Genomic DNA, 23,864 nt, shown 5'->3' on the forward strand with positions numbered 1-23,864 from the left:
CGACGAGATCGGGGCGCGTCACGCGCCGTCTGGATCGGATGGTTCGGATGGCTCGCCCGCACCGGAGGTCAGCAGCTCGAGCAGGCGCGCGAGCATCCGTCCCGTCTCGGCGTCGTCGGCGTTCGCGCCCTCCGCGAGCGTGAGCACCGCGGCGCCGACCGCCGTGGCGTGCAGGAGTCTGCCGTCGAGGGCGTGAGATGCGATGGCCTCGGGCCCCTCGACGTCGCCGGTCAACGCGGCGAGCAGGTAGGTCGCACGCTGCCGCATCCCCGAGGCGAGCGTGTTGAAGGCCTCGCCCGCCACCGGCTCGGCGTCGGCGGCGAGCATCAGCGTGGCGAGGGCGCGCGTGGTCTCGGTCGCGACGGCGAACGCCGTGACGTTCTGCACCGCCTCCTCGACCGACCGCGGGAGCGCGCGGGTGTCGAACAGCGCGAACTGGTTCTGCACGATGCGCTCGGCGACCGCTCGCACGAGGTCGCTGCGCGTCGCGAAGTAATAGGTCAGGTGGCCCTGGGTCATCCCCGCCCGCGCCGCGACCCCGGTCTGCGTGAGCGCCGGATAGCCGCCCTCGCGCACCACGGCGATGGCGGCGTCGAGCAGCGCTTCACGACGGTCTGGCATCACATGTCTCTTCCCGGAAAATCCCTGTTTTGGTACAGTAACCAAAAATACGGCCCGTCGAGCGGATTTCGCGCGGAAACAGGCGGCACCACCCCATCCGACACCACCCATCCCGCCGGACCCCGCACGCGGAGTCCCGCGCGCGAACGCACGACCCAGACAGGAGAGCACGATGCTCGACGAAGCATCCACACAACTGCCGACCGACGTCCTCGTCGTGGGCGCCGGACCGGTCGGACTGGTCGCGGCGGTCGACCTCGCACGGCGAGGTGTGGCGGTGCGGATCATCGACAAGCTTCCCGAGCCCACCGACGAATCCCGGGCGGTCGTGCTGCACGCGCGATCCCTCGAACTCCTCGACCAGCTCGGTGTGCTCGACGAGATCGAAGCCACCGGCGTGCGGACGACCGGTGCGCAGATGCACGCGAACGGCTCGATCCTCGGACGCGTCGGCTTCGACACGATCGACAGCCCGTTCCCGTACTCGATCACGATCCCGCAGACCGACACCGAACGCATCCTGCGCGAGCGTCTCTCGTCGCTCGGCGTCGAGATCGAGCGGGGCGTGACCTACACCGGCCTCGAGCAGGACGCGAGCGAAGTACGCGCGACCCTGACCCACCCCGACGGCACGACCGAGGTCGCGCGTGTGGCGTGGCTCGTCGGGTCCGACGGCGCGAAGGGCGCCGTGCGGCACAGCCTGGGCCTGAAGCTCGAGGGTGTCTTCCAGGGCGAGCGGTTCCTCATGGGCGACGTCGACGCCGACTTCGCGCACGAGAAGCAGTCGTTCCACATCTTCTTCTCCCCCGGTGACGCCGTCGGGATGCTGTTCCCGATGGCCGGTGAGCGCGTGCGCGTGATCTGCCAGATCCCCGCCGACACCCCCGAGACCCGCGAGCCCACTCTCGAGTGGCTGCAGCAGTCGGTCGACGAGCGCGAGATGGACGTCCGGATCGAGTCCTCGCGGTGGCTCACGATCTTCGAGATCCACCACGCGCAGGTGCCGCGCTACCGCACGGGGCGCGCGTTCCTCGCGGGCGACGCCGCCCACGTGCACTCCCCCGCGGGCGGGCTCGGCATGAACACCGGCATCCAGGATGCCTTCAACCTGACCTGGAAGCTCGCGGCCGCCGTACAGGGCCGCGCGAGCGAGGAGCTTCTCGACAGTTACCACGACGAGCGCCACCCCGTGGCCGCCGAGGTCATCAAATTCACGACGGCGCTGACGCACGCGGGCACCCTCAGCTCACCCTTCGCCCGCGAGGCGCGCAATTTGCTGATGAAGGCGGCACTGAAGATGCCGCTCGCGCGGCACTCGATGGCGAACGAGATCGAGCAGATGACCGTCGAATACCGGTACGCGCCCCTGGCCGAATCGGGCCACCGGGGTCCCGTCCGGGCGGGCGACCCCGTCCGCGCCGTCGACGAGGTCGGGCTGTGGCCGGCCCTGGCCCACCGCGATCCGAGCGGATCGGGATACGCCTTCGTGCTGGTCGCCGACGAGGCCGGAACCTTCCCCGACGTCGCCGCGCCGACCGGGGCGCAGACCATCCGGGTCGCCCCGACGGCAGAAGCGGGCGCCCTCGCCGACCCCGAGGGACGGGTCGCTGCGCGCTACGGTCTGGACGAGCGCGGTGGCGCCATCCTGGTGCGCCCCGACGGGTACATCGCCGCGATCACCGACGCCGAGCACCCGACCGACATCGATGCGTACATCGCCGCCGTCTCAGCCGAGCACATCGCCGCCGTCTCGCCCGAGCCCTCCGAGGCTCTCCGGTGAGCACGATCGACGCCTTCCGCCGCGCGGGCGTCTCGGTCGCGCTCGCCCCCGGCGACGCCGGCTACGCGGATGCCGTGGCGGGCTTCGACCTGGGCGTCGAAGTCGCGCCGGCGGTCGTGGTGGATGCGCGGACGCCGGACGACGTGGCATCCGCCGTCTCTGTCGCCGCCGAGCAGGGCACGCGACTCACCGCGCTGGGCTCCGGCCACGGCCGCCTCGAGCCGCTCACCGAGGGCGCCGCGATCAGCCTGCGCGCTCTCGACACGGTCGAGGTGGATGCCTCGGCGCGCACGGTCCGCATCGGTGCCGGATGCTCGTGGGCACCGGTCGTCGCGGCCGCCGCCGCGCACGGGCTCGCCGCGCCGTGCGGATCGACGCCGTCCGTGGGCGTCGTCGGATACCTGCTGGGCGGGGGCATCGGCCCGCTCGCCCGCTCGTTCGGGTTCAGCTCCGACCACGTGCGCTCGTTCGAGGTCGTGACTGCCGCCGACGGGCCGATCACCGTGTCACGCGACGCGCACCCCGACCTGTTCTGGGCCCTGCGCGGCGGCAAGGTCGGGTTCGGCGTGGTCACGGCCGTCACGGTCGAGTTGCTGCCGTACGCCGAGATCGTGGGTGGTGGCGTGTACTTCGGTGCGAATGCGGCATCCGATGTCCTGGGCGCGTACGCCGCCTGGGCGCCCGCGCTGCCCGACTCGACGACGACCTCGATCGCGCTGCTGCGCTTTCCCGACTCCCCCGCGCTGCCGCCGGCGCTCAGCGGCAAGCACGTCGCCCACGTGCGTTTCGCGAGCCTCGACACGCTCGACGCCGCCCAGGCGCAGCTCGCTCCCCTGCGCGCCGTCGCGACGCCCCTGCTCGACACCGTCGGTGTGCTGCCCTACGCGCAGGTGGGGTCGATCCATGCCGACCCGACCGCGCCAATGCCCGTCGCCAACGGCACCGCGTCGCTTGAGACCCTCGAGCAGGCGACCGTCGACGCCCTGCTCGCCGCCGGCGGCCTCGACGTCGACCTGCCCCTGTCCGCCGTCGAGATCCGGACGATCGGCGGGGCGACGCTGCACGCGACCGAACCGGATGCCGTGGGTGGCCGCTCCACGCAGCACCTGCTCAACGTCTATGCCGCGCCGGTGCCCACGCTCACCGACGAGGTCCGACTGTCCGCCGCACGCTCGGTGCTCGACGCGACCGCGACGTGGCACGCGCCGACTCCGCTGGTGAACTTCGTGGGACGCGCGAACGCTCCGGATGCCTTCGCCAAATCCTGGAGCGCCGACCAGCGCACGCGGCTCGACGAGGTGCGGGCCGCGCACGACCCGGGCGGGGTGTTCGCGCGGCGGTAGGTCGAAGGTCGGAGGTATCCTCGGGCTGTCGCGCAACCGAGCATCGCAGACGAAGACCTACCGATTGGATGAGTCATGACGCAGCCCGACCCGAACATCGCGGTCTACGGAAAGCCCGAGTGCGCGGACACCGCACGATCGCGAGCACTCCTGGATGCGCGGGGTGTGGCGTACGACTACTTCGACGTGACGACCGACGACGACGCGCGGGAGCGGGCCGAATCCGTCAGCGGCAGCACGCGTGCGCCCGTGGTCGTTCTTGCGGGCGGAATCGTGCTGGTCGAGCCGAGCGACGACGAGCTCGCGAGCGCCCTGGGCTGACCGCGCGACGGCACAAGCCCCCTGCCACTCGTTGAGCGCGGAAAATCGAAACGCGCCGAGAACACCCCTTGACGTCGCACTTGCATTTTGCAAGTATCACCGCATGAGCCTCTTCATCACCTGCCCGGTCGAGAGCGTCGACCGGGCCACCGCCTTCTACACCGCTCTCGGATGGACCCTCAACGCCGAGATGTCCGATCACAACGTCTCGTGCTTCGCGATCGCGCCCGAGCAATACGTCATGCTCGGCAGCCGCGAGATGTACGCGAGCGTCGGAGGCACCGACGACCTGATCGGCGGACCCGACACACCCTCCAAGGTCACGGTCTCGTTCGACCTCGACAGCCGCGAGGCGGTCGACGAGCTCGTCGAGCGCGCCGGGGCCGCGGGCGGGCGGATCGGCGACACCGACGACTACCCCTTCATGTATCAGCGCCAGTTCGACGACCCCGACGGCTACCATTACTCCCCGTTCTGGATGAAGCCGGACGCCGCCGCGACCGCGTGAGCGACCTCGCCGCAGCCCTCGAGATCGTTGGCGCTCGATGGGCGCTGCTCATCGTCGAACGCCTGCTCGACGAGCCGCAGCGCTACGGCGACCTGCAACGCGACCTCGGGGTGCCGACGAACATCCTCGCCACCCGCCTGCGCGAGCTGGAAGAGGCTGGTGTGCTGACCCGCCTGCCCCTCCGGCACAACACCCGGGCCTACGCCTTGACCGACCGTGGGCACGCCTTGCGCGAGGTCATCAACGCGCTTGGACGCTGGGGCGCCGACACGGCCCCCGGCGGCCGAGCCCACCCCGGCCACTGAGCTCACCGGAGGTCACGCTCGAACCCGCGCGACGTCGAAGACCGAGGGGCCGCGACCGCGCACCGCCGGTCGAGAGATACGCCGGATGCGCCGACCGCCAACCGCTCGCTTCGTGCGCAATCAGTCCGACCTTCGAGCAAGAGCGAAGCGCGGCTATCGCCACGGCTCACGGCACGAGCACGGTGCGCACTCCCGGCTCCTCGGGACGACCCCACTCCTGCTCGACGTCCGCGAGTCGCGCCGTCCGGGTCGAGACATCGATGAGTTCCTGGTCTATCGCATCGACGAGCGCGGGCAGCTCGGCGAGGTAGTCGCGCGCCCCGATCGACCCCTGGCCACTACCGACCAGGCGCAGGTGAGCGGAACGCAGCGCTGCGGACGGGAGCGAGATGTCCGGCCCGGCGACCGATCCGATCTCGATCCAGTCGAGGGGACGACTGCGGTCACTGCGAGCGGTGAGAAGCGCTGGGATCGCTCGCTCGGTCGGCGAGCCCCACAGATAGTCGAGCACGACGTCGACATCCGCTGCGGCCGCCGCGAGAGCCGCGTCCGTCGCTTCCGCGTCGCCCGAGAGCGCGACGATCGTATCGGCGCCGATCCTCGTTAGTCGTTCGAGACGTTCTCGATCACGGCCGGCGGCGACGACGCGACCGGCGCCGAGCATCCGCGCGATCTGAACGGCCATACTCCCGGCGTTGCCCGTCGCACCCAGGACGAGGACGGATGCGTCGGATGGCAAGGTGATGCGGCGACGCAACGCCACCCACGACGACATGGCCGGATTCATCGCGGCCGCGAGCTTCACCGCGTCGGCGTCGTCAGGGAGGGCGATGGAACGACGAGAGTCGATGAGCGCTTTCGTAGACATCGTGCCGTACTGGTCGTCGTCGACGGCGAAGTAGACGAGCGCGCCATCCGTTCGACGCCCCACACCGTCAATGCCCGGAATCAGCGGCAGCCGACCCGAGCTCGTGTAGTGCGCTCCCCCGGCACCGGAACGCACGCGCGGATGCAGGCCCGCCGCCAGCACGTCCACGATTTCCTGCCCATCGCGCGGTTCGGGCAGCTCGAACGGGCTGTAGCGCGGCGGCGCACTGAAGTCCGTGACGACGGCGGCTGATGCGTGGACCATGAAGAATCCTCCCAGGTAGTTCGTAATACAAACCATAGTAGTACGCGGCACGTACTACTTGCTAGGGTGAGTCCATGCCCGACGCCGAACTCTCGCCAGCCGACGGACTCGCGCAACTCACGTTCCTCGTGCAGGGTGTGCTCGAGCGGCAGTCCACCGCACACGGGATGACCCCCGTTCAGGCACGGATGCTCGGGATTCTGCGCGACCGCGAGCCCCTCATGAGCGAGCTCGGCGCGCGACTCGGCCTCGACAAGTCGAGCATCAGCGGCCTGGTCGACCGGGCCGAGAAACGCGGCCTCGTGGAGCGCACGCGGTCCAGCGAAGACGGACGAGCCGTGCACGTGCGCCTCACCCCGGAGGGCCGCGCGCGCATCGCCGCAGGCGAGGCCGACTTCGAACGCGAGATCTCACGCCTGCTCGCTCACCTGCCCGCGGCGGATCAGGATGCGCTGACCTCGCTCGTGAGTCGGCTGTTGATCGCCGAGGGCGCGGCCTCCGGCATGGACGTTCACTGACGGTCCTTCCTCCGCCCGGACGCGCTCGACGTCGCGAAGCACACCAGCCCAGAACGCAGCAGAGAAGGAAAGCGGATCGTGTCAAGGCCGCGCGAATCGCCCGGCCGCCCCGTTACCGTTGCCGACGCCAGCGCCGGGTATCCGGTTGCCGTACGCAGCGAGCGGGGAGACACGCATGAGTGACGACGAAGCTCGGATCTCGCTCGCCGGCTCGGTCTCGCTCGGCACCGGCGTCATGATCGGCGCCGGCATCTTCGCGCTCGTCGGCCAGGTCGCCGGCCTGGCGGGCGACTGGTTCCCCCTCGCGTTCCTGCTGGGCGCGATCGTCGCGGGCGCGAGCGCCTACTCCTACATCCGATATTCCAGCGTCAACCCGAGTTCGGGTGGCATCGCGATGCTGCTGAAGGATGCTTACGGCCCGGGTGTGATCGCCGGCTCCTTCTCGCTCTTCATGTACGTGTCGATGGTCGTCGCTGAGAGCCTGCTCGCGCGCACGTTCGGCACCTACCTGCTCCGACCGTTCGGGCTGCAGGACTCGGTCGTGCTCGTGCCGCTTCTCGGCGTGGTCGTGATCGCCGCCGCCGCGATCGTGAATCTGCTCGGCAACCGGCTGGTCGAGGCATCCGCCATCACCACGGCCGTGGCGAAGATCCTGGGCATCGCCGTCCTTGCCATCGCCGGAATCGTCGGCACGGCCGTCGCGGGCGTCGGACTTTTCGCCCACGCCTCGGGCGATGCACCCGACGTGTTCGGGCTCTTGGCGGGCACGACCCTGTGCGTGCTGGCCTACAAGGGCTTCACGACGATCACCAATCAGGGCGACGACATCCGCGACCCGAAGAAGAACATCGCCCGCTCGATCGTGATCTCACTCGCGATCTGCGCCGCCCTGTACCTGCTCATCACGATCTCGGTCGCCTCGAGCATCGGCGCGGAGGGCGCGGCCGACGCCCGCGACTACGCGCTCGCGCAGGCGGCCGAGCCGCTGTTCGGTTCGTGGGGCGTGGGCATCACGGTGGCGATCGCGGTGGTCGCGACCGTTTCGGGGCTGCTCGCGAGCCTGTACTCCGTGTCGCGGCTCTACGCGATGCTGCAAGACATGCGCCAGGCGCCGGCGCTGCCCGCGAAGGTGCACCGCCAGCCGCTCATCATCACGACGGGTCTCGCGATCGTCACGACCGCGTTCCTCGACCTCACGCAGATCGCCTCGACGGGTGCCCTGCTGTACCTCACGATGGACATCGCCGTGCAGTGGGGCGTCATCCGGCATCTGCGCGACAAGATCCACGCGGTGCGCTGGCTGCCGGTGCTCACGATCGTGCTCGACCTCGCGATCCTGATCCCCTTCACGATCCTGAAAATCCAGGATGACCCGCTCACGGTCGTCGTCGCCGCCGCGGTGGCCGCAGCGATCTTCATCGGCCAGGTGGTTGCCGTGAAGGCTCGGGAGCGCTCAGCCTGACGCGCCCTCTTCGGTCGACGGTAACGGAACCTGTCGATGTGACCAGACCGAGGGCGGCGCCAGTCGGTCTCGCTCGACTCACGATCGCCGGGAAGTGCGGCAGGAGTGAGAACTCATCGAGTCGATCGATGTCCGAGACATGCGCTCTGTGGTATAGTCGTATAGACCACTAGTCGCCTTGACAGTGGTCGCGGTGAGACGGCGAGACGACGACGTTCCGCATCTGTGGCACGGTCCGGCTCGGGTGGCTTCACGCACTCCTGAACTGATTGGACGACAATGACCACTTCTATTACCGGCGGCCAACTCGTTGTGCAGATGTTGCGATCGCTCGGCATCGAGCAGGTGTACGGCGTGGTGGGTGGGCAGACGCTCGCAATCACTGACGCGATCATCGATGCGGACGACATCGAATTCACGCACACACGTCACGAGGGTGCGGCTGCGGTCATGGCTGACGCCTACGGACGCCTCACGGGCAAGCCAGCGGCGTGCATCGCAACGACGGGCCCCGGCGCATCGAATCTCCTGACGGGCGTGGGCGGTGCGTTCCGCGATTCGAGTCCCGCGTTCATTCTGACCTGCAACAACAACGGCGAGAACATCCATAAGGACGATGCCCAGAACGCCGACCACGTGTCGATGTTCAAGCCGTTCACGAAGTACAGCCGGCTGATCGCCCACGCATCCTCTCTCAAACAGACGATGGAAGAGGCGTACATCAATGCGATGACAGGCAATCCCGGACCGGTGCATCTCGACTTCGCCCGCGACACCATCGAAGGACGCATCGAGAACCCGCCGGTCGTCCCCGCAGTGCACCCCGCACGCGCCTGGGTGAGCAACCGGCCGGGGCCTCAACCGCACGTCATCGAGTCTGTCATCGAGAAGATCCTCGACGCGGAACGCCCCGCGATCTGGGTCGGCAACGGTGGCAACCGTTCGAACGGCGCGAAAGCGGTCCTCGCGCTTGCCGAGGTGCTGAACGTTCCCGTCGTCACCACATTCAACGGGATAGGCGCGGTCCCCACGACGCACCCGTTGGTGTTCGGTGCGGTCAGCCGCATGGGCACGAACCTTTCGACGAGAGTCATCGCTGAATCCGACCTGGTCATCGCGCTCGGCAACAGTCTGAATGCGGTATCGACCGGCCGTTGGCGCCTCGACCTGCCCGAGGTCGTCCACGTGGACGTGGATCCGACGATGATCGGGCGCTACTACGCGGACCGCACGACGGGCGTGCCGGGGGACCTCGTGGCATTCTGCCGATCGGTCATCGACGGGATCGGCGATCGCGGTAACGCATCCGCTCGCGCGAGAGATGGGTGGATCGCGGAGCTCACCGCCGCCGAAGTGAAGTGGTGGGCACTCTCCGAGGATCCCACCAGCGCCGGTGGCACCGTCTCCCCCGCCGACGTCGTGCGTGCGGTCCGCACCGTCTCGCCCGACGACACGCTCCTGATCCCTGACGCGGGCAACCCCGGGGTCTGGTCGTTCCTATGGACAGTCACCCAGCCGAACACCTATATCAAGCCGGTCGGGTTCGGCAACATGGGCTTCGCGCTGCCCGCGGCGATCGCGGCTTCGCTGATCGATCCGGAGCGCCCGGTGCTGGCCCTCATCGGAGACGGCTCGCTCGGCATGAGCCTCGGCGAGCTCGAGACGCTGGCCCGAGTCGGCGGTCGCGTCTGCATCGTTGTCCTCAACGACTCCAGCTACGGCAACATCCGTCAGGAACAGGAACTGCACTTCGACGGACGCACGATCGGGGTCGATTTCACCTCGGTGGACTTCGGCGCGGTCGCGCGCGGGATGGGTGTGCGTGGCGAGGTCGTGACCGATCTCGGCGAACTGGCGCAGAAGGTGGAGGCGGCCTTCGAGGGATCGACACCGGTACTTCTTGATGTCGTTCTGGATCGATCCGTGAATGCGTGGACATACCCCGCATTCACGCCGTTCTCCCGAGAGGATTGAGGCATGGAGACAACCACCTCGTCGCTTCCGCTCGACGGATACAACGTACTCGACCTGTCCCGATTCATCGCAGGTCCGACGTGTGCCCAGATCCTCGGCGATTTCGGCGCCGAGGTCATCAAGGTCGAAAGGCCTGGCGGCGAAGATGCACGGCACCATCAGCCCTACTACCGCGGCGAGAGCGTGTACACGATGCTGTACAACCGCAACAAGTACGGTGTCTCCCTCGACACCCGTCATCCGGAGGCGCTGGCCATCCTCGAGGATCTGATCCGCTGGGCGGACATCGTCGTCGAGAACTACCGACCCGGGACCCTCGCTCAGATGGGCATCGGCTATTCGCGGATGAAGGAGCTCAACGACGACATCATCCTCGTCTCGATCTCCGGCTTCGGCCAGACCGGACCCGACTCGAGGCGGGCCCTGTTCGATGCGATCGCGCAGGCGTCATCCGGCCTGATGAGCATCACCGGGGATGAAGACGGTCAGCCGATGCTCGCCGGCACCTATGTCGCCGACTACACGACCGGCTACCAGGCGGCGCTGGGTTGCTTCGCCGCCGTGGTGCACCATCAACGCACGGGCGAGGGACAGCTGGTCGACGTCGCATCGCTCGATTCGATGTTCGCGATGCTCGGAACACGGCTGATCGCACACCTCATGCTGGACATGGACATGCCCCGCAGCGGCAACCGCGACCTGCTCACGGCACCGGTGAACGTCTACGATTGCGCTGACGGCTCGGTCTACATTCAAGCGGGCACGAATCCGCTGTTCCCCAAACTCTGCGCTGCGATCGGTCGCCTCGATCTGCTTGAGCGGCCGGAGCTGCTGACGGTCCCGGGACGGATGCAGCATGCCCGTGAGTTGGAGAGCTACATCGCCGAATGGGCGAAGACCCGGTCTGCCGCAACGATCGGCGCGGAACTCGACGCCGCGGGCGTGCCGTACTCCAAGATCTCCACGGTCGCCGAGGTCGCGGCATCGCCCCAGATCCAGGCGCGAGAGATGATCGTGAACATCGATCATCCGACCCTCGGGCCGCTGCAGATTCCGGGCATCCCGATCAAGATGGACAGGTCTGCACCGACGGTCCGGAAGGCGCCTCCGCTCGTCGGGGAGGACAACGACGACGTCTACTCCCGCGTGCTCGGCTTCTCCGCCGAGCGGATAGAACGGCTCCGAGAGGCAGGAGCGATCTGAGTGCTCACCCGTCGTTCGGTTCTCGCGGTCGATGTCGGGACATCCGCAGTCAGGGCGGCGGTGGTGACCGAGTCCGGATCCCGGATGGCTACGTCACGGCGGACGCGACCGATCGGTGAGACCGGGGACACCTTCTCACCCGCCGCACTGTGGGCGGACGTCGTCGCGACGATCAACGGAATAGACCCCGCGCTTCTCGCCGAGGTCGCCGTGGTGTCAATCTCGGCGCACATCGGACAGGTCTTCCTCGACGACGATCTCCGGCCGGTCGGCGTGGCGACCAGCTGGGCCGACACTCGAGGCATCTCGCAGCTGACGAATCGGTGGGGCGTGATGTCGTCGCACTTCCTCGCGCAAGCGGGTCGCCCGTCGCTCACCGGTGGCGGGCTTGCGGCGTACCTTCATCGAGCCGAGACACGACCCGCCGAGACTGCGACGATTCGATGGATCGTGTCGCCGAAGGATTTCCTGATCGCTCGCCTGACGGGCGCCGTGGTCACCGACGTGACCACGGCCGGCTATACCAGCGCAAGTGCAGTCCGCGAACGTGCCTGGTCGGTCGATGCCATCACGGCCGCCGGCGTGGACCCGGCCCTCTTCCCGCCACAACTCGAAGCCATCGACATCGCCGGTGAGGTCACGACACCCGCGGGCGAGACACTGAGGATTCCGCCGGGAACGCTCGTTGCTGCAGGCGGACCGGACGGCTCGCTCGGAGCGCTCGCGGTACTCGGCGGACGCACCGATGCGATCGCGGACATCGCGGGGTCGACCGACGTGCTCTCGCGCCTCATCACGAGCCATCGGGGTGCACCGCCGAGAGCCGTGCTGAACGCAGCTCCGCTCACATCGGCGTGGAGCATCGGCGGAGCTACAGGCCTCACGGGCGGCGCCGTATCGGCATGGGCCGCCGAGCTGGGTTTCACGGACGCGGCGAGCTACGGCGAGGTGATCGATGCGGTGCCGATCGGTGCGCGCGGTACGACCGTGCTTCCCTGGACGTCTGGCGCCCGCTTCCCGCGCTGGCAGCCGGATTCGACAGGTACGACCGTCTCGGCGCGTCTTGACCGCGCGCCTGCGGAGCTCTTCCGTGCCGCCGTAGAGGGAGCGGCATTCTGCGTCAGGGAGGCCGTTGACGTTCTCGACCCCGATACCGACGCCACCATCGTTCTCGCGGGAGGACTGTCGCGGTCGAAGATCTTCACGCAGTTGCGTGCCGACGTTCTCGGTCGGGAGGTTCGCGTCAGCAGCGATCCCGACGCGTCGCTTGAGGGGGCGGGGCTGATCGGACTCGTCGTTGCGGGATTCCACGAGTCCGTTCAGGTGGCTGCCCACCTCGCTCGGCCGACGACCGTGATCGCGCCGCGCCCGCACCTTCGCTCCCAATTCGAGGAGGCCTTTCAGGCGTGGGTCGAGTCCGCCAAATTTGACTAGACGTCTAGATGTTGGTAGAGTCGTTTCGACGACGAGGTCGGCTACACGTGCGTGCACGGTACCCAAGGACGGAAACCAGGTAGCAGTGAGCAAAATCACACTCTCTTCGGTACGCAAGGAGTTTTACTCCGGCAAGAACCGAGTACTCGCACTCGAGGACGCCACGCTCGAGATCGCCGACAAAGAGACGGTCTGCATCGTCGGTCCGAGCGGTTGCGGCAAGACGACTGTGCTGAATCTGATCGCCGGGTTCCTACAGGCGTCGAGCGGCGAGGTGCGGGTCGGCGACCGGCCGGTGATCGGCCCGGGAGACGACCGCGCGGTGGTCTTCCAATCCGACGCCGTTTTCCCCTGGATGACGGTGGCTCGGAACGTGGGCTTCGGATCGAAGGTACAGAAGCTGAGCGGCGGTGCCCGCGCGGACCACATCGACCACTACCTCGGCCTAGTCGGACTTCGCGACTTCGCGTCCTCATATCCGAAGGCACTGTCGGGAGGCATGCGCAAGCGCGTCGACATCGCCAGGGCCTACGCGAACACCCCCGAGGTGCTCCTTCTGGATGAACCGTTCGGCGCGCTCGACGTGTTCACACGCGAGTCGATGTGGCTGTCGCTGCGGCAGATCACCAAGGCGGATCCGCGCACCGTGGTCTTCGTCACCCACGACATCGAAGAAGCGCTGTTCCTCGGCGACCGGGTCGTCATCATGACTCCGCGACCGGCCCGGATCCATTCGGTGGTCGACGTGCCCTTCGGTGAGGACCGGGATCTGGACCTCAGGGACTCCATCGAATTCCAGGCTCTCAGAGCCACCATCTCGCACAGCCTCCGGGACGTTCAATCATGACGACGACAGAGCACCTATCTCCCATCACTCCCCCATCCCTCGAGGGGGGAAGCCCGGCACGATCACGTGGACACGGGCTCAGTAAGCGCGCGTCGCGCATCATCTCGGTCTCTGTACTGCTTGCGGTCCTGATCCTGTGGTGGGTCCTGACCACGGGAACAGGCATCATCGCCAAGCTGTACTTCCCGTCGCCCGAGTCGGTCTGGGTCGCCGTTACGACGCTACAGTGGAAACTCCTCGGGGACGCGGGGCTCACCCTTGCCCGGGTCGTGGTGTCGTGGGGCATCGGCTCGGTGCTCGGCGTCATCACCGGCCTCGCCATGTCGCGCAGCCGCATCCTCTACTCGGCGCTGCTCCCCATCATCGAGGCTGTGCGCCCGGTTCCGCCCATCGCGTTGATACCGTTCGTGATCTTGTGGTTCGGGATCGGAGACAGCGGCAAGATCTTCCTCGGGGCACTCTCCTGCTTCATGGTCATGGTCGTCAACACCACGGTCGCGGTGAGCAATGTGCCCCCTGTCTATCTGCGGGCAGCACGCTCGCTCGGCTCGAGGGAAGGGCGCCTGTACCGGTCCGTCGTGCTTCCGGCGATCCTTCCGGAGATCCTGTCAGGGTTCAGGATCGGCAGCGCTCTCGCGTTCGCGGTCATCGTCGCCGCCGAGTTCCAAGGTGCGGACGCCGGCATCGGCGTGCTCATCATGCAAGCGAGCCGGACCCTGAACACACCCGTCGTCTTGCTCGGCACCATCGTCATCGCGATCATCGCTGTCCTGCTCGACACGGTGATCTCGCGGGTGAGCGGCCTGCTCACGCGGTGGACACCGAACTGATTCAGACTCGCCCGAGCACAGTGCGTCGGGTTCACCCCAAGAAAGGAACACCTGCATGTCACGAGCACGCAAGCTGACGATGGCGTCAGCGATGATCGCAGCGACAGCGATCGCCCTCAGTGGTTGCGCCGCGTCAGGATCTGACGCCGGCACCAGCGACGGACTGCAAACAGTCACGCTGGGGATCACCCCCTATCAGGACACCTACCTGACGCTTGTCGGGATGGATCAAGGCTGGTTCGAAGAGGCGGGCATCGATCTGCAACTCAAGAAGCTGGCGTGGAACAACGTGATGACGGCGGTCGTCTCCGGTGACGTCGATATGGCTATCCAGAACACCACCGGTGTCATCGCGGTCGCGAACACCGACCCCGACCTCGTGTACGCATTCGGGTACAACCCGTTCACGGAAGGCACCGCTCTCATGATCCGCCCGGATGGGCTCGAGACCGTCGCGCAGCTGGAAAAGGGCGGACTCGATCACGACGCGGCACGGACCGCCTTCCTCGAGTCCCTCCGGGGAAAAGAGGTCGTGACGACCCTTTCCACCGACATGGGCAAGCAGATCATCGCCGCACTCGACTCGGTGGGCATCGCCCAGAGCGAAGTCAACTTCATCGACCTCGACTCCGACTCCGGCCTCGCGGCGTTTCTCGCCGGAACGGGAGATGCCTATCTCGGTGGGATCCCGCAGCGGCAGACGCTCGTCGACGCCGGGATGCTCGTAGGCATCTCGGGTCCGGACCTCTCCGCGCCCGAGATCAACGGGATCGTCACCAAGAGGGATTTCGCGAGCACCCACCAGGACGTCGTGCTCTCGTTCATCAACGTGATGTTCCGAACCATCCGATACTGCGATGCGAATGAAGACGCTTGCGCCGAACTGATCACGACTGCTCTCAACCAAGAGGCTGCAGGCGGTATGACCGTCGAAGGGTGGAAGAGCTTCTGGCAGACACTCGAACTCCACGCGGTGAACGCCGCGCAGGCGAAGGAGTGGATCCTCGAGCCTGACGGCATCGCATATTGGAAGACGACCTGGGACGCGGGCAATGAATATTTCCTCGAATCGGACTCCATTCCGGCCCCTGTCGACGGTGCACAGCACTTCTTGATGCCCGAGATGTGGGATGCCTACGTCGCGGAGTACGGCGCCGACGAGACCGGCTACTAGGCAAGAAGAGGAGTGATCGGGATGGGCATCAGGATCCACCACATCGTCACGGGAGAACTGGAAAGCTCTCTGTCCGTGTCGCTGCTGAATGCGGGAATCTCCCCGAATCTTCCGGATCACGAACGGTATCCGTTCGGGTTCCGGAAGGACATTCACAGGCGCGACGGATCGGTGACGGAGGGGGTGATGGTGCCCGTCCCGGTCTGGCTCATTCAGGGAGCCGGCGAGATCATCCTCGTCGACACGGGCCTCGGTGACGTCGATGAAGTGGCGAACATCCAGCACCGGTACGGCGTCGACTTCGTCACCAGGCGCGGTGATGATCAGGATCTCATCATCCAGCTGGCCGGACTCGGTCTTCGGCCTGAGGACGTCGACACGGTCATCCTGACCCATCTGCATTTCGATCACATCGGCAACAACGAACTCTTCACCAATGCACGCTTCATCGTCCAGCGTGACGAACTGCCGAACGCCCTCACACCGCCGAATTTCGGGATGTTCTACTACCCGGAATACGCGTACAAGGTGAAGGCCATCGAAGATCGTCTGCAGATCATCGACGGCGATCTGCAGCTCGAGCCGGGCATCGATCTCATCCGCGTCGGCGGGCATACCCCGGGGTCCATGGCTGTGATGGTCGATACGGATGCGGGCCGGGTGTGCATTGCCGGCGATCTGATGTACAACTACCGGAACCTCGAGCTCGACTGGCCGCAAGGCTCCTTCTGGGACCTTCCGGATCTCGTCGCCGCCTATGCGCGCGTCAAACGCGAGGCAGACATCGTGCTACCGGCACACGACTGGAAAATCCGCGAACTGCACCCGACAGGAGTCATCGGATGACCGACCATCGCGCACTCAATCCCGAACTGAAGGAAGCGCTCTACGAGCTGATCACAGTGCCCGAGGATTTCGGAACCGTGACGTTCCGGGTCACCCAGGACCTGATCGACGACACTACGTACGCCCTCGGGGACCACGCGGCCTGGTACTACCGGGATTCACCGTTCGGTGGTCCTATTGCACCGCCGATGACGCTCGCGAACGACCTGCTCTTCATGTTCTACCGGGGGTATGACGGCAACACCGCGCAGGGACTGCATACCCACGCGTTCCTCAGGTTCTCCTCGCCGGTCAGACCGGGCGAGGAGGTCACCGTCGGCGGAGCCTATGTCGAGAAGTACGTCAAGCGCGGGCACGGCTTCGTCACCCTCGAGGCCACGGCCACGGGAATTGACGGTCGAGAGCTGATCTACTACATCGGCAAGGAGATCATGCGGACCGTTCCCGGGGACGTCGCCGGTAAGGGGACCTCCGACGCGACGGAGCGAACCCGTACCGTGATCGGTGTCGCAGATCCGGCGCTTCCCGTTGCCGAACATGCGCACGCCGATCTTCCGCCCGGCTCCCCCCTGCCAACGCTCACCACGCACTTCAGTCAGAATCAGCTCGTCGTGTTCTCGTGGGGCGGGTATGGATTCATGAACGTTCACACGAGTCGAAAGCGCGCGGCCGACGCGGGTCTCGACCGCACGATCGTGCAGGCATTCCAGCAATCAGGCGTACTCGTCCAACTCATGGTCGGGTTCTTCGGACCCAGTTGGTTCAACGGGGGCGAACTCGACCTCAAATACACCCATCCGCTGTTCGTCGACGAGACGTTCTCCGTCTCCGGCCGTGTTCTCGGTGTCACAACGGACGGGCGCCTCGAGTGCGAGGTATGGGCAGACAAGGCCACCGGCGAGCGCACGCTCCTCGGGTGGGCCTCGGCTCCGCTCGAGGGCGCTGGTCCCGGTCCCGAACAGATGCTCTAGCCTGAGTGACCATGACACAAGCCCCGCGCTACCAGGCCATCAGCCAGGACCTGTCCGAGCAGATTTCCGCCGGCACACTGGGTTCCGGCGATCGTCTCCTAAGCGAGCAAGAGCTGGCGAGCATGTACGGTGTCAGCCGCATGACGGTACGGCAGGCTCTCGGGCAGCTTGAATCCCGAGGATTGGTCGTCCGCCGCCACGGTTCCGGCACATTCGTCGCGACCCCGAGTCACATGGTGCGCGAAACGAATCGTCTGGGACCCTACGAGGACGAGATCGGAGTGGCTCACGGGTCGATCAAGACGCAGGTGACCAAACGGGTCGTGACCCAACCGGACGAGTCGGTGCGGGAGAGTCTGCGTCTGAGTGAGGGACAGACCGTCGTGAACCTGGTTCGCGTGCGGATCCACGATGGCGCCCCGATCTCGATCCAGGAGTCCTGGATTCCGCTCCTCCTGGCGCCGATGATCGCTCGCGAAGACCTCATCGACGGCTCGCTGTACCGGACCCTCCGGGAACGTGCGGGTGTCGAGGTGACGTGGGCTGAGCAGTTCGTGCGGTCGGTGCTGGCGACTGCGGAGCAGGCGAAGCTTCTCCACCGGGAGATCGGATGTCCCCTGATCGACATTCGGCGGGTCGCTTTCGCCGCGGACGACACTCCTGTCGAAGTGGCGCACAGCGTCACGATCCCGGAGCTTCCGCTCCGAATGCAACTCCATCGTTGAAGGGCCGAGCAATGGCAAGAATCCTCATCGCCGGGGAGAGTTGGATCACGACCACGACGCACATCAAGGGCGTCGACGAGTTCACGGCGAACTCGTACACCGAGGGCGTGAGGCAGCTGCGATCTGCGCTCGAAGGCGGAGGCCATGAAGTCGTCCATATGCCGGCGCACCTCGTACCGACCGATTTCCCGAGCGACAGAAACGAGCTGAACAAGTTCGACGTCGTCGTCCTGTCGGATATCGGCGCGAACTCGCTCCAGCTATCGCCGGATGTGTTCGAACGTTCCTTGCCTGGCGCTGACCGCATCGCCGAACTCGTTGAGTGGGTGCTGGCCGGCGGACGGCTGGTGATGATAGGCGGCTACCTGTCGTTCTCCGGCTTCCAGGGCCGGGCCGCCTACGCGAGGACGCGTATAGGCGAGGTGCTGCCGGTGACCCTGATCGATGCCGATGATCGCGTCGAGCGGCCTGCCGGGGCTCTCCCTGTCGTGACGGATCCCGATCATCCCGCGCTCGGGGGCGCGTCCGAACCGTGGCCACTCCTGCTCGGTTACAACAAGACGGTGCTACGGAATGGAGCGGACGAGCTCGCAACGATCGATGGCGACCCGCTCGTCGTAGTGGGCCGGTATGGACGTGGCCGATCGGCCGTGTTCACGAGCGACTGCTCACCTCACTGGGCTCCCCCTGCATTCTGCGAGGAGTGGCCCGGATACGCGCAGCTCTTCAACGGCCTGATTGAGTGGCTAACGTCGGCCGAGCAGGTCGATTCCTCGCGATAGTCCGGAAGTTCCTGGGCAAACGGCGTAACCCGAGACTTGACGCTACCCGGCCTCGCTCGACTTCACGATCGCCGTGAAGCGCTGCAGGAGGGAGCGCAACTGGGCGACGTCGTCCTCCGACAGCTCCCGCAGCAGGGCCCGGTTCGACTCCCCCGCGGCCGTGTTGATCTCGGCGAGGGTCTCCTGACCGGCCGGGGTCAGCTCGATCAGGGGCGACGTCTTGTGGTCGGGGTTGGGCACCAACTCGACCAAGCCCTCGCGTGCGAGATCATTCGTCAACCGCAGGGTGTGCTGACGACTCACGCCCAGGCGCCGGGCAATCTGCGGCACGGTGAGTGATCCGGCGCCGATCGTCCACAGCGTCTGCCACCGAGCCTGCGTCTGCCCGGCTCGCGCGGCGATTCCTTCACCGAGGCGCCGCCCGGCTCCGGCCGCCTCGAAGAGTTCCGAGTACAGCCGCTCCACGTCGGTTTCGTCCGTCATAGCGATGACCTTACCCACTCGGCACGCGTGTCGCATCCTGACTCTTCATTCATATCTTGACTCATAGGTGTCATGTGGACATACTGATGTCGATCCCCGCACAGACGGCCGGGGACTCCACGGAGCAAAAGGAGAAAACCCATGACCGAACTCATCGACACAGTGACCGCGGCGACCGCTTACGGCGCGGCCGTCCGCCCGAAGGTGGGCGGATTCCCCCACCTCGCCGAGGCCATGCGCCGGGCCGGCATCACCCGCAACTACTTCGACGTGCCGTCGATGTCGATGGTGTTCGTCACCGCCGAGGGCGCCGTGCTGCGACCCGGAGCGCTGCTGCACACCGAGCCGGTGGTCGTCCCGCCCTTCGACGAGGCCGCCCTCATCGCCGCGCTCCGCGCCGACCAACGAGGCGAGACCACGTTCCCGCAGTTCGTCGAGGCCAGCTTCAACGCCGGCGTCATCCGCTACGAGGTCGACACCACCGAGCGCACGTGCACGTACTACGGATGCTTCGGCGAGACGTACGTCGAGCAGTACGACGCCGTCGAGCTTCCCGCCCCGGTATCCGCCGCGTAAACACCCAACAGCCACAGAGGAGAGACAGAAATGGAAACCACCGAATCGACCCGCATCGTCCAGACCCCGCGATCCCGCAGGGGGTCTGTTGTCGGGGGTCTGCTGCCCTTCATTGGCGTCATCCTGTTCATCGGCGCCACGATCCTTCAGTTCGCCGGCGGCGTCGAGGATGACTGGGGTCAGACCCTCCTCGCCAACGCCATCGTCTACCTCATCGGGTGGGCGGGTGTCGGCGCGGGCATCTCGCACGTCTTCTTCGGTCGTCGGATCTCACGGACCATCGGCTTCGACAAGAGCCCCTACGAGCTCGAGGTCGGCTTCGCCGATCTCGCCATGGGCATTGTCGCGCTGCTCGCGAGCGGCTACGGGCCCGACTTCGCGCTCGCCGTGATCCTGATCAACGCGATCTTCCGGGTCGGATGCGGCATCGGCCACATCCGCTCCATGATCAGGGACCGCAACTTCGCCATCAATAACACCGCGATCCTGTTCATCGACTTCGCGGTGCCGGCGTTCCTGATCGCCACCTACTACGCCGTGTGGGGCTAGTAGGTGGCTCCACCACCGCACCCACGGCCCGGATGCCACCGAGAGCGCGGTGGCATCCGGTGTCGGGGTCCCACTCGGACGCAATCACAGCACCCACGCCGGTTGGGGATGCCGTGCGAAAACGAGTCGTAGATCGCGGTCTGCCGGGGGTCGGTCGGAGGATCGTACGGGCGCTTGGACCTTGCGTGGCGTCGGCCCGGCATCGAAGACTCGTGGACGCGATTTCCGAGAGAACGCGCGTCAGGGATCCGTTCGCGCCGTTTCGGCGCTCGTACTGGTTCTCCGCCCAGTCGGCATGACCCGCCGGTACCAGGCATCACGTACCGGATCCTCGGGTGCAGTCTCCGGCTCCGCTGAGATTCCCGGCTCAATTCCGAAGGACCGCATGCAGATGAGAGCGCGCTCGACGGTGACGATCTTGGTTCTGAGCTCCTTGATGGACGGAGCAGTGTCATCTGAGAACTCGTCGTAGCGTTCGTGCTCTCGCCGGAGTTCCATCTCCATCACGACGAGCGTTCGCCATACCGATGGGTCCGACGGCAAACCCTGTATCTTGCGGAGGATCTCGGCCGTGAGCTGTCGGGACACGACTGCCTCCAGCGTCGCCGCGTTCGTGCCGGGACTCGCGAGTCCGAACGCGATGCCGCCACCACCCGCAGTGACCAAAGTCCCGGCGGTGAGGAGGCCGCCCACCATTCCTCCTGGCCCGAACGCGGCGAGAGCGCTGGTGATTGCTGCCGCACCGGCCAACCCCGCGCCCGCGGCCAACGCCAAACCGCCAGTAGCGAGGGCGAGAGCCGCGGCGCCCGCGCCGAGAGCGCCCCACTTGACCCAATTGACGCTGCGACTCCCGCCGAGCGCGTCCTGAGCGAGCTTGGCTGCTCGGAAGACGTCCGCTCCGAACACGCTACCGAGACCCATTTCAGCTGCGAGTTCCTCCATCGCCTTCTGCTTGATGTCGTCGGGAACGTTGATCTCGAATGGCAGGATGACGTTCTCTGACGCGATCACGGTGAGCTGCACCACCGATTCTTCTTTGGAGAGGTGGCGAGACGGCAGCGGCTCGAGCGCCATCGCGCTCGGATCGGAGAAGTCGAAGGCAAGACGTGCGAGTGCCGGCGGTAATTGGCGCTGCGATTCTTCGCGCTTCGCCCTCAGCGCATCGAGGAGCATCGCTTGAACGCTCCGTAGGGCACCTGCAAAGCGGTCGCGTCTGTCTCCATCCAGCCTCATCTTGATGAGGTGGGCATACCGCAGGGCGAGCAGCGCGAAGCTCTCCGCCGTATTCAGCTGAACGTCGACACTGGACTCGATGGCAGCCAGTTCCTTGGATCGAGACCCGAACAGGGCGAACCCCACGGCCTCCGCGACTACGTCGTGGCTCAAGTATTCGATGGCCGAATGAGGGGCCACCGGGCCGAGCGCGCGGGTACGAACCTGGAAGTCGATCATCCAGGGGAATGCGGAGGAAACCCCTCGTCGCGCCGCGACGGGGTCGTACCAGTCCCAAAAGCTCACCCACCACGCGAGGTTCGTCGGTGGCTCCTGCAGGGTCTCGCGTAGCTTGTCCACTCCGAAGCTCGCGCTCGCCAAGGGGCTGCCGACGGTCACCATCCCGACCACCTCGATGCCCGAAGGCAGCCGCCGCACGAGGTCGGCGGCTATGACGGATCCGAGGCTGTGCCCGACCAGCACGACGCGTCCGTGATCGGGGAGCTTGCTCAGGATGCGGTTGAGCACCTGTGCTCGGATCTGCGGATCATTGAGGTAGTTGCGAGCTTGTTCGAAGAACGGAACCGCGATGGCGAAGTCCACGAGGGCGTCGCCGCCGACGAAACCGGGACCGCGATCTTGGCTTCCGAGCCGAAACTCGATCGCTGCGATTCGGCGCTCGAACTCCCTCCGGTTCTGTCTCGCTGCATCACCTGTCGGCGGCTTGCCGATGAGGGGCGGAACGGTCTCAGGTTCGTCGGCCCCCTTAAGCGCATGGGCGTATCGGGGGGCGATGACCTTCACTGTTTCGAGCCCTGGGTATCCGATGCGGTTGAGCGATTCCGAGAGCCGCACCTTCCAGTGCCCGTCCGGATCGCCGGTTCCCACGCCGTGCAGGAACAACAGAATGGGCTTGTCACTCACGGCATCATCCTCCATCTTTTCCCGACCTCAGTTGTCATCGAATCCGCTGTCCGAGAAGCGCATCGAGCACGGGCGAGAAGTAGCCACGAACTCGGTCACTGGTGGCGTCCGGCAAGGTGGTGTACGGATCGGGTGACCGTGTCGCTGCGGACGTAGCGACGGTCACCGCGTGATCCTTCGAGAGAACTCTTCACATCCATCTCGAAAGGACCCCGACGATGACCGTCTCACCCCACGATATCGACCCTGCCCGCTTCCTCGAAGACCACCTCGCGCAGGCGTCTCCCGATCTGCTGCGGGAGATGCTCGGCACGTTCATCAACCAGCTGCTATCCGCGGACGCGGACCAGATCTGCGGCGCCGCTTACGGCACGATCAGCGACGACAGGGTGAACCGTCGCAACGGTTACCGCCACCGCGACTTCGACACCCGCGCCGGGACCATCGACGTGAAGATCCCCAAGCTCCGGCAGGGCACCTACTTCCCGGAGTGGCTGCTGGAACGCCGCCGCCGCGCGGAGGCCGCACTGACCACCGTGGTCGCGACCAGCTACCTCCTCGGCGTGTCCACCCGTCGGATGGATGACCTGGTGAAGACCCTCGGGATCACCGGGCTGTCGAAGTCGCAGGTGTCGGAGATGGCGCGCGACCTTGACGAGCAGGTGACCGCGTTCCGCACCCGGCCGTTGGACGCCGGCCCGTACTCGTTCGTCGCCGCCGACGCGCTCACCATGAAGGTCCGCGAGGGCGGCCGGGTCGTGAAGGTCGCGGTGCTGGTCGCGACCGGCGTGAACGCCGACGGCTACCGCGAGATCCTCGGTCTGCAAGTCAACTCGACCGAAGACGGCGCCGGCTGGCTGACGTTCTGGCGCGACCTCGTCGCGAGAGGCCTGACCGGCGTGAAGCTCGTCACGTCCGACGCACACGCAGGTCTGGTCGCAGCGATCGGCGCGACCGTCGGCGGGTCCTGGCAGAGGTGCAGAACCCACTACGCGGCGAACCTGATGAGCGTGACCCCAAAGTCCTCGTGGCCATGGGTGAAGACCCTGCTGGGCACGGTTTTCGACCAGCCCGACGCGGAGTCCGTGCACGCCCAGTTCGACCGCGTCCTGGACGCGCTCGAGCACAAGCTCCCCAGGTCGTTCGAGCACCTCGAGGCCGCACGTGAGGAGATCCTCGCGTTCACCGCGTTCCCGAAGAGCATCTGGCGGCAGATCTGGTCCAACAATCCGAACGAACGCCTCAACCGGGAGATCCGCCGCCGCACCGACGTCGTGGGCATCTTCCCGAACCGCGACGCGATCATCCGGCTCGTCGGCGCCGTCCTCGCCGAGCAACACGACG

General features: G+C 66.5%; 24 protein-coding genes. 20 read left to right on the forward strand and 4 right to left on the reverse strand.

The window, feature by feature from the left end; genetic code table 11:
- Positions 1-18: 18 nt before the first annotated feature.
- Positions 19-621, reverse strand: a complete 603-nt coding sequence (locus tag C2868_RS08380; protein WP_181003399.1) for a TetR/AcrR family transcriptional regulator — start codon at positions 619-621, stop codon at positions 19-21.
- Positions 622-793: 172 nt separating this feature from the next.
- Here C2868_RS08380 and C2868_RS08385 point away from each other — a divergent pair, with 172 nt between their 5' ends.
- The 5 genes from C2868_RS08385 (at position 794) to C2868_RS08405 (ending at position 4,878) form a co-directional block, all read left to right on the forward strand.
- A complete protein-coding gene (locus C2868_RS08385; protein WP_181003400.1) occupies positions 794-2,401 on the forward strand; it encodes an FAD-dependent monooxygenase in 1,608 nt (535 codons plus the stop codon).
- Positions 2,398-3,744, forward strand: coding sequence for an FAD-binding oxidoreductase (locus C2868_RS17415; protein WP_181003401.1), 1,347 nt, complete (start codon positions 2,398-2,400; stop codon positions 3,742-3,744). Before C2868_RS08385 ends, C2868_RS17415 begins: the two co-directional genes overlap by 4 nt.
- Positions 3,745-3,819: 75 nt before the next feature.
- Positions 3,820-4,065 (forward strand): glutaredoxin family protein, encoded by a 246-nt coding sequence (locus tag C2868_RS08395; protein ID WP_103663133.1) that lies wholly within the window; start codon positions 3,820-3,822, stop codon positions 4,063-4,065.
- A 103-nt stretch (positions 4,066-4,168) separates the two neighbouring features.
- Entirely contained in the window at positions 4,169-4,573 is a 405-nt protein-coding gene (locus C2868_RS08400; RefSeq protein WP_103663134.1) for a VOC family protein, read from the forward strand.
- On the forward strand, positions 4,570-4,878 hold the full coding sequence (locus C2868_RS08405; protein ID WP_103663135.1) for a helix-turn-helix domain-containing protein: 309 nt from the start codon (positions 4,570-4,572) through the stop codon (positions 4,876-4,878). The genes C2868_RS08400 and C2868_RS08405 overlap by 4 nt, the downstream gene beginning before the upstream one ends.
- A gap of 166 nt (positions 4,879-5,044) precedes the next feature.
- Here the strand turns inward: C2868_RS08405 and C2868_RS08410 are convergent, their stop codons facing one another.
- Positions 5,045-6,010, reverse strand: a complete 966-nt coding sequence (locus C2868_RS08410; RefSeq protein ID WP_103663136.1) for a zinc-binding dehydrogenase — start codon at positions 6,008-6,010, stop codon at positions 5,045-5,047.
- A gap of 74 nt (positions 6,011-6,084) precedes the next feature.
- Between C2868_RS08410 and C2868_RS08415 the strand changes: the two genes are divergently transcribed.
- The 12 genes from C2868_RS08415 to C2868_RS08470 all read left to right on the forward strand — a co-directional run bounded on the left by C2868_RS08415 (position 6,085) and on the right by C2868_RS08470 (position 18,776).
- On the forward strand, positions 6,085-6,528 hold the full coding sequence (locus C2868_RS08415; protein ID WP_103663137.1) for a MarR family winged helix-turn-helix transcriptional regulator: 444 nt from the start codon (positions 6,085-6,087) through the stop codon (positions 6,526-6,528).
- A gap of 175 nt (positions 6,529-6,703) precedes the next feature.
- Complete coding sequence (locus C2868_RS08420) at positions 6,704-7,990, forward strand: APC family permease (protein WP_103663138.1); 1,287 nt, start codon at positions 6,704-6,706, stop codon at positions 7,988-7,990.
- A 279-nt stretch (positions 7,991-8,269) separates the two neighbouring features.
- Positions 8,270-9,964 carry a thiamine pyrophosphate-binding protein gene (locus tag C2868_RS08425; RefSeq protein WP_103663139.1) on the forward strand — a complete coding sequence of 565 codons (1,695 nt, stop codon included), beginning with the start codon at positions 8,270-8,272 and terminating at the stop codon, positions 9,962-9,964.
- A gap of 3 nt (positions 9,965-9,967) precedes the next feature.
- Positions 9,968-11,167 (forward strand): CaiB/BaiF CoA-transferase family protein, encoded by a 1,200-nt coding sequence (locus tag C2868_RS08430; RefSeq protein ID WP_103663140.1) that lies wholly within the window; start codon positions 9,968-9,970, stop codon positions 11,165-11,167.
- Positions 11,168-12,601, forward strand: coding sequence for an FGGY-family carbohydrate kinase (locus C2868_RS08435; protein ID WP_103663141.1), 1,434 nt, complete (start codon positions 11,168-11,170; stop codon positions 12,599-12,601).
- 85 nt (positions 12,602-12,686) lie between these two features.
- Positions 12,687-13,448 carry an ABC transporter ATP-binding protein gene (locus tag C2868_RS08440; protein ID WP_219811469.1) on the forward strand — a complete coding sequence of 254 codons (762 nt, stop codon included), beginning with the start codon at positions 12,687-12,689 and terminating at the stop codon, positions 13,446-13,448.
- Positions 13,445-14,278, forward strand: a complete 834-nt coding sequence (locus tag C2868_RS08445) for an ABC transporter permease (RefSeq protein WP_103663143.1) — start codon at positions 13,445-13,447, stop codon at positions 14,276-14,278. The genes C2868_RS08440 and C2868_RS08445 overlap by 4 nt, the downstream gene beginning before the upstream one ends.
- Positions 14,279-14,333: 55 nt before the next feature.
- The gene (locus tag C2868_RS08450) at positions 14,334-15,452 is read left to right on the forward strand and encodes an ABC transporter substrate-binding protein (RefSeq protein ID WP_103663144.1); all 1,119 of its coding nucleotides are present in this window, start codon (positions 14,334-14,336) and stop codon (positions 15,450-15,452) included.
- A gap of 21 nt (positions 15,453-15,473) precedes the next feature.
- The gene (locus tag C2868_RS08455) at positions 15,474-16,298 is read left to right on the forward strand and encodes an N-acyl homoserine lactonase family protein (protein ID WP_103663145.1); all 825 of its coding nucleotides are present in this window, start codon (positions 15,474-15,476) and stop codon (positions 16,296-16,298) included.
- Positions 16,295-17,269 (forward strand): hypothetical protein, encoded by a 975-nt coding sequence (locus C2868_RS08460; RefSeq protein ID WP_103663146.1) that lies wholly within the window; start codon positions 16,295-16,297, stop codon positions 17,267-17,269. Before C2868_RS08455 ends, C2868_RS08460 begins: the two co-directional genes overlap by 4 nt.
- 11 nt (positions 17,270-17,280) lie before the next feature.
- Entirely contained in the window at positions 17,281-17,994 is a 714-nt protein-coding gene (locus tag C2868_RS08465) for a GntR family transcriptional regulator (protein ID WP_103663147.1), read from the forward strand.
- 11 nt (positions 17,995-18,005) lie between these two features.
- Positions 18,006-18,776 carry a glutamine amidotransferase gene (locus C2868_RS08470; RefSeq protein ID WP_103663148.1) on the forward strand — a complete coding sequence of 257 codons (771 nt, stop codon included), beginning with the start codon at positions 18,006-18,008 and terminating at the stop codon, positions 18,774-18,776.
- Between the two features lie 42 nt (positions 18,777-18,818).
- Here C2868_RS08470 and C2868_RS08475 read toward each other — a convergent pair whose 3' ends face one another.
- A complete protein-coding gene (locus C2868_RS08475) occupies positions 18,819-19,259 on the reverse strand; it encodes a MarR family winged helix-turn-helix transcriptional regulator (RefSeq protein ID WP_181003402.1) in 441 nt (146 codons plus the stop codon).
- 141 nt (positions 19,260-19,400) lie between these two features.
- Here C2868_RS08475 and C2868_RS08480 point away from each other — a divergent pair, with 141 nt between their 5' ends.
- Together C2868_RS08480 and C2868_RS08485 are read left to right on the forward strand one after the other, a co-directional pair.
- Complete coding sequence (locus C2868_RS08480) at positions 19,401-19,835, forward strand: DUF1398 family protein (RefSeq protein WP_103663150.1); 435 nt, start codon at positions 19,401-19,403, stop codon at positions 19,833-19,835.
- A gap of 30 nt (positions 19,836-19,865) precedes the next feature.
- Positions 19,866-20,384: a DUF6790 family protein gene (locus C2868_RS08485; RefSeq protein WP_103663151.1), complete on the forward strand. Its 519-nt coding sequence runs from the start codon at positions 19,866-19,868 to the stop codon at positions 20,382-20,384.
- Between the two features lie 240 nt (positions 20,385-20,624).
- Here C2868_RS08485 and C2868_RS17420 read toward each other — a convergent pair whose 3' ends face one another.
- Positions 20,625-22,520, reverse strand: coding sequence for a hypothetical protein (locus C2868_RS17420; protein WP_181003403.1), 1,896 nt, complete (start codon positions 22,518-22,520; stop codon positions 20,625-20,627).
- Between the two features lie 218 nt (positions 22,521-22,738).
- On the opposite strand from C2868_RS17420, the gene C2868_RS08505 reads away from it, so the two are divergent.
- The coding region (locus C2868_RS08505) for an IS256 family transposase (RefSeq protein WP_103663154.1) at positions 22,739-23,864 on the forward strand (1,126 nt) is incomplete at its 3' end.

It is taken from the genome of Microbacterium sp. CJ77 (genome assembly GCF_002911615.1).
Classification (GTDB): Bacteria; Actinomycetota; Actinomycetes; order Actinomycetales; family Microbacteriaceae; genus Microbacterium.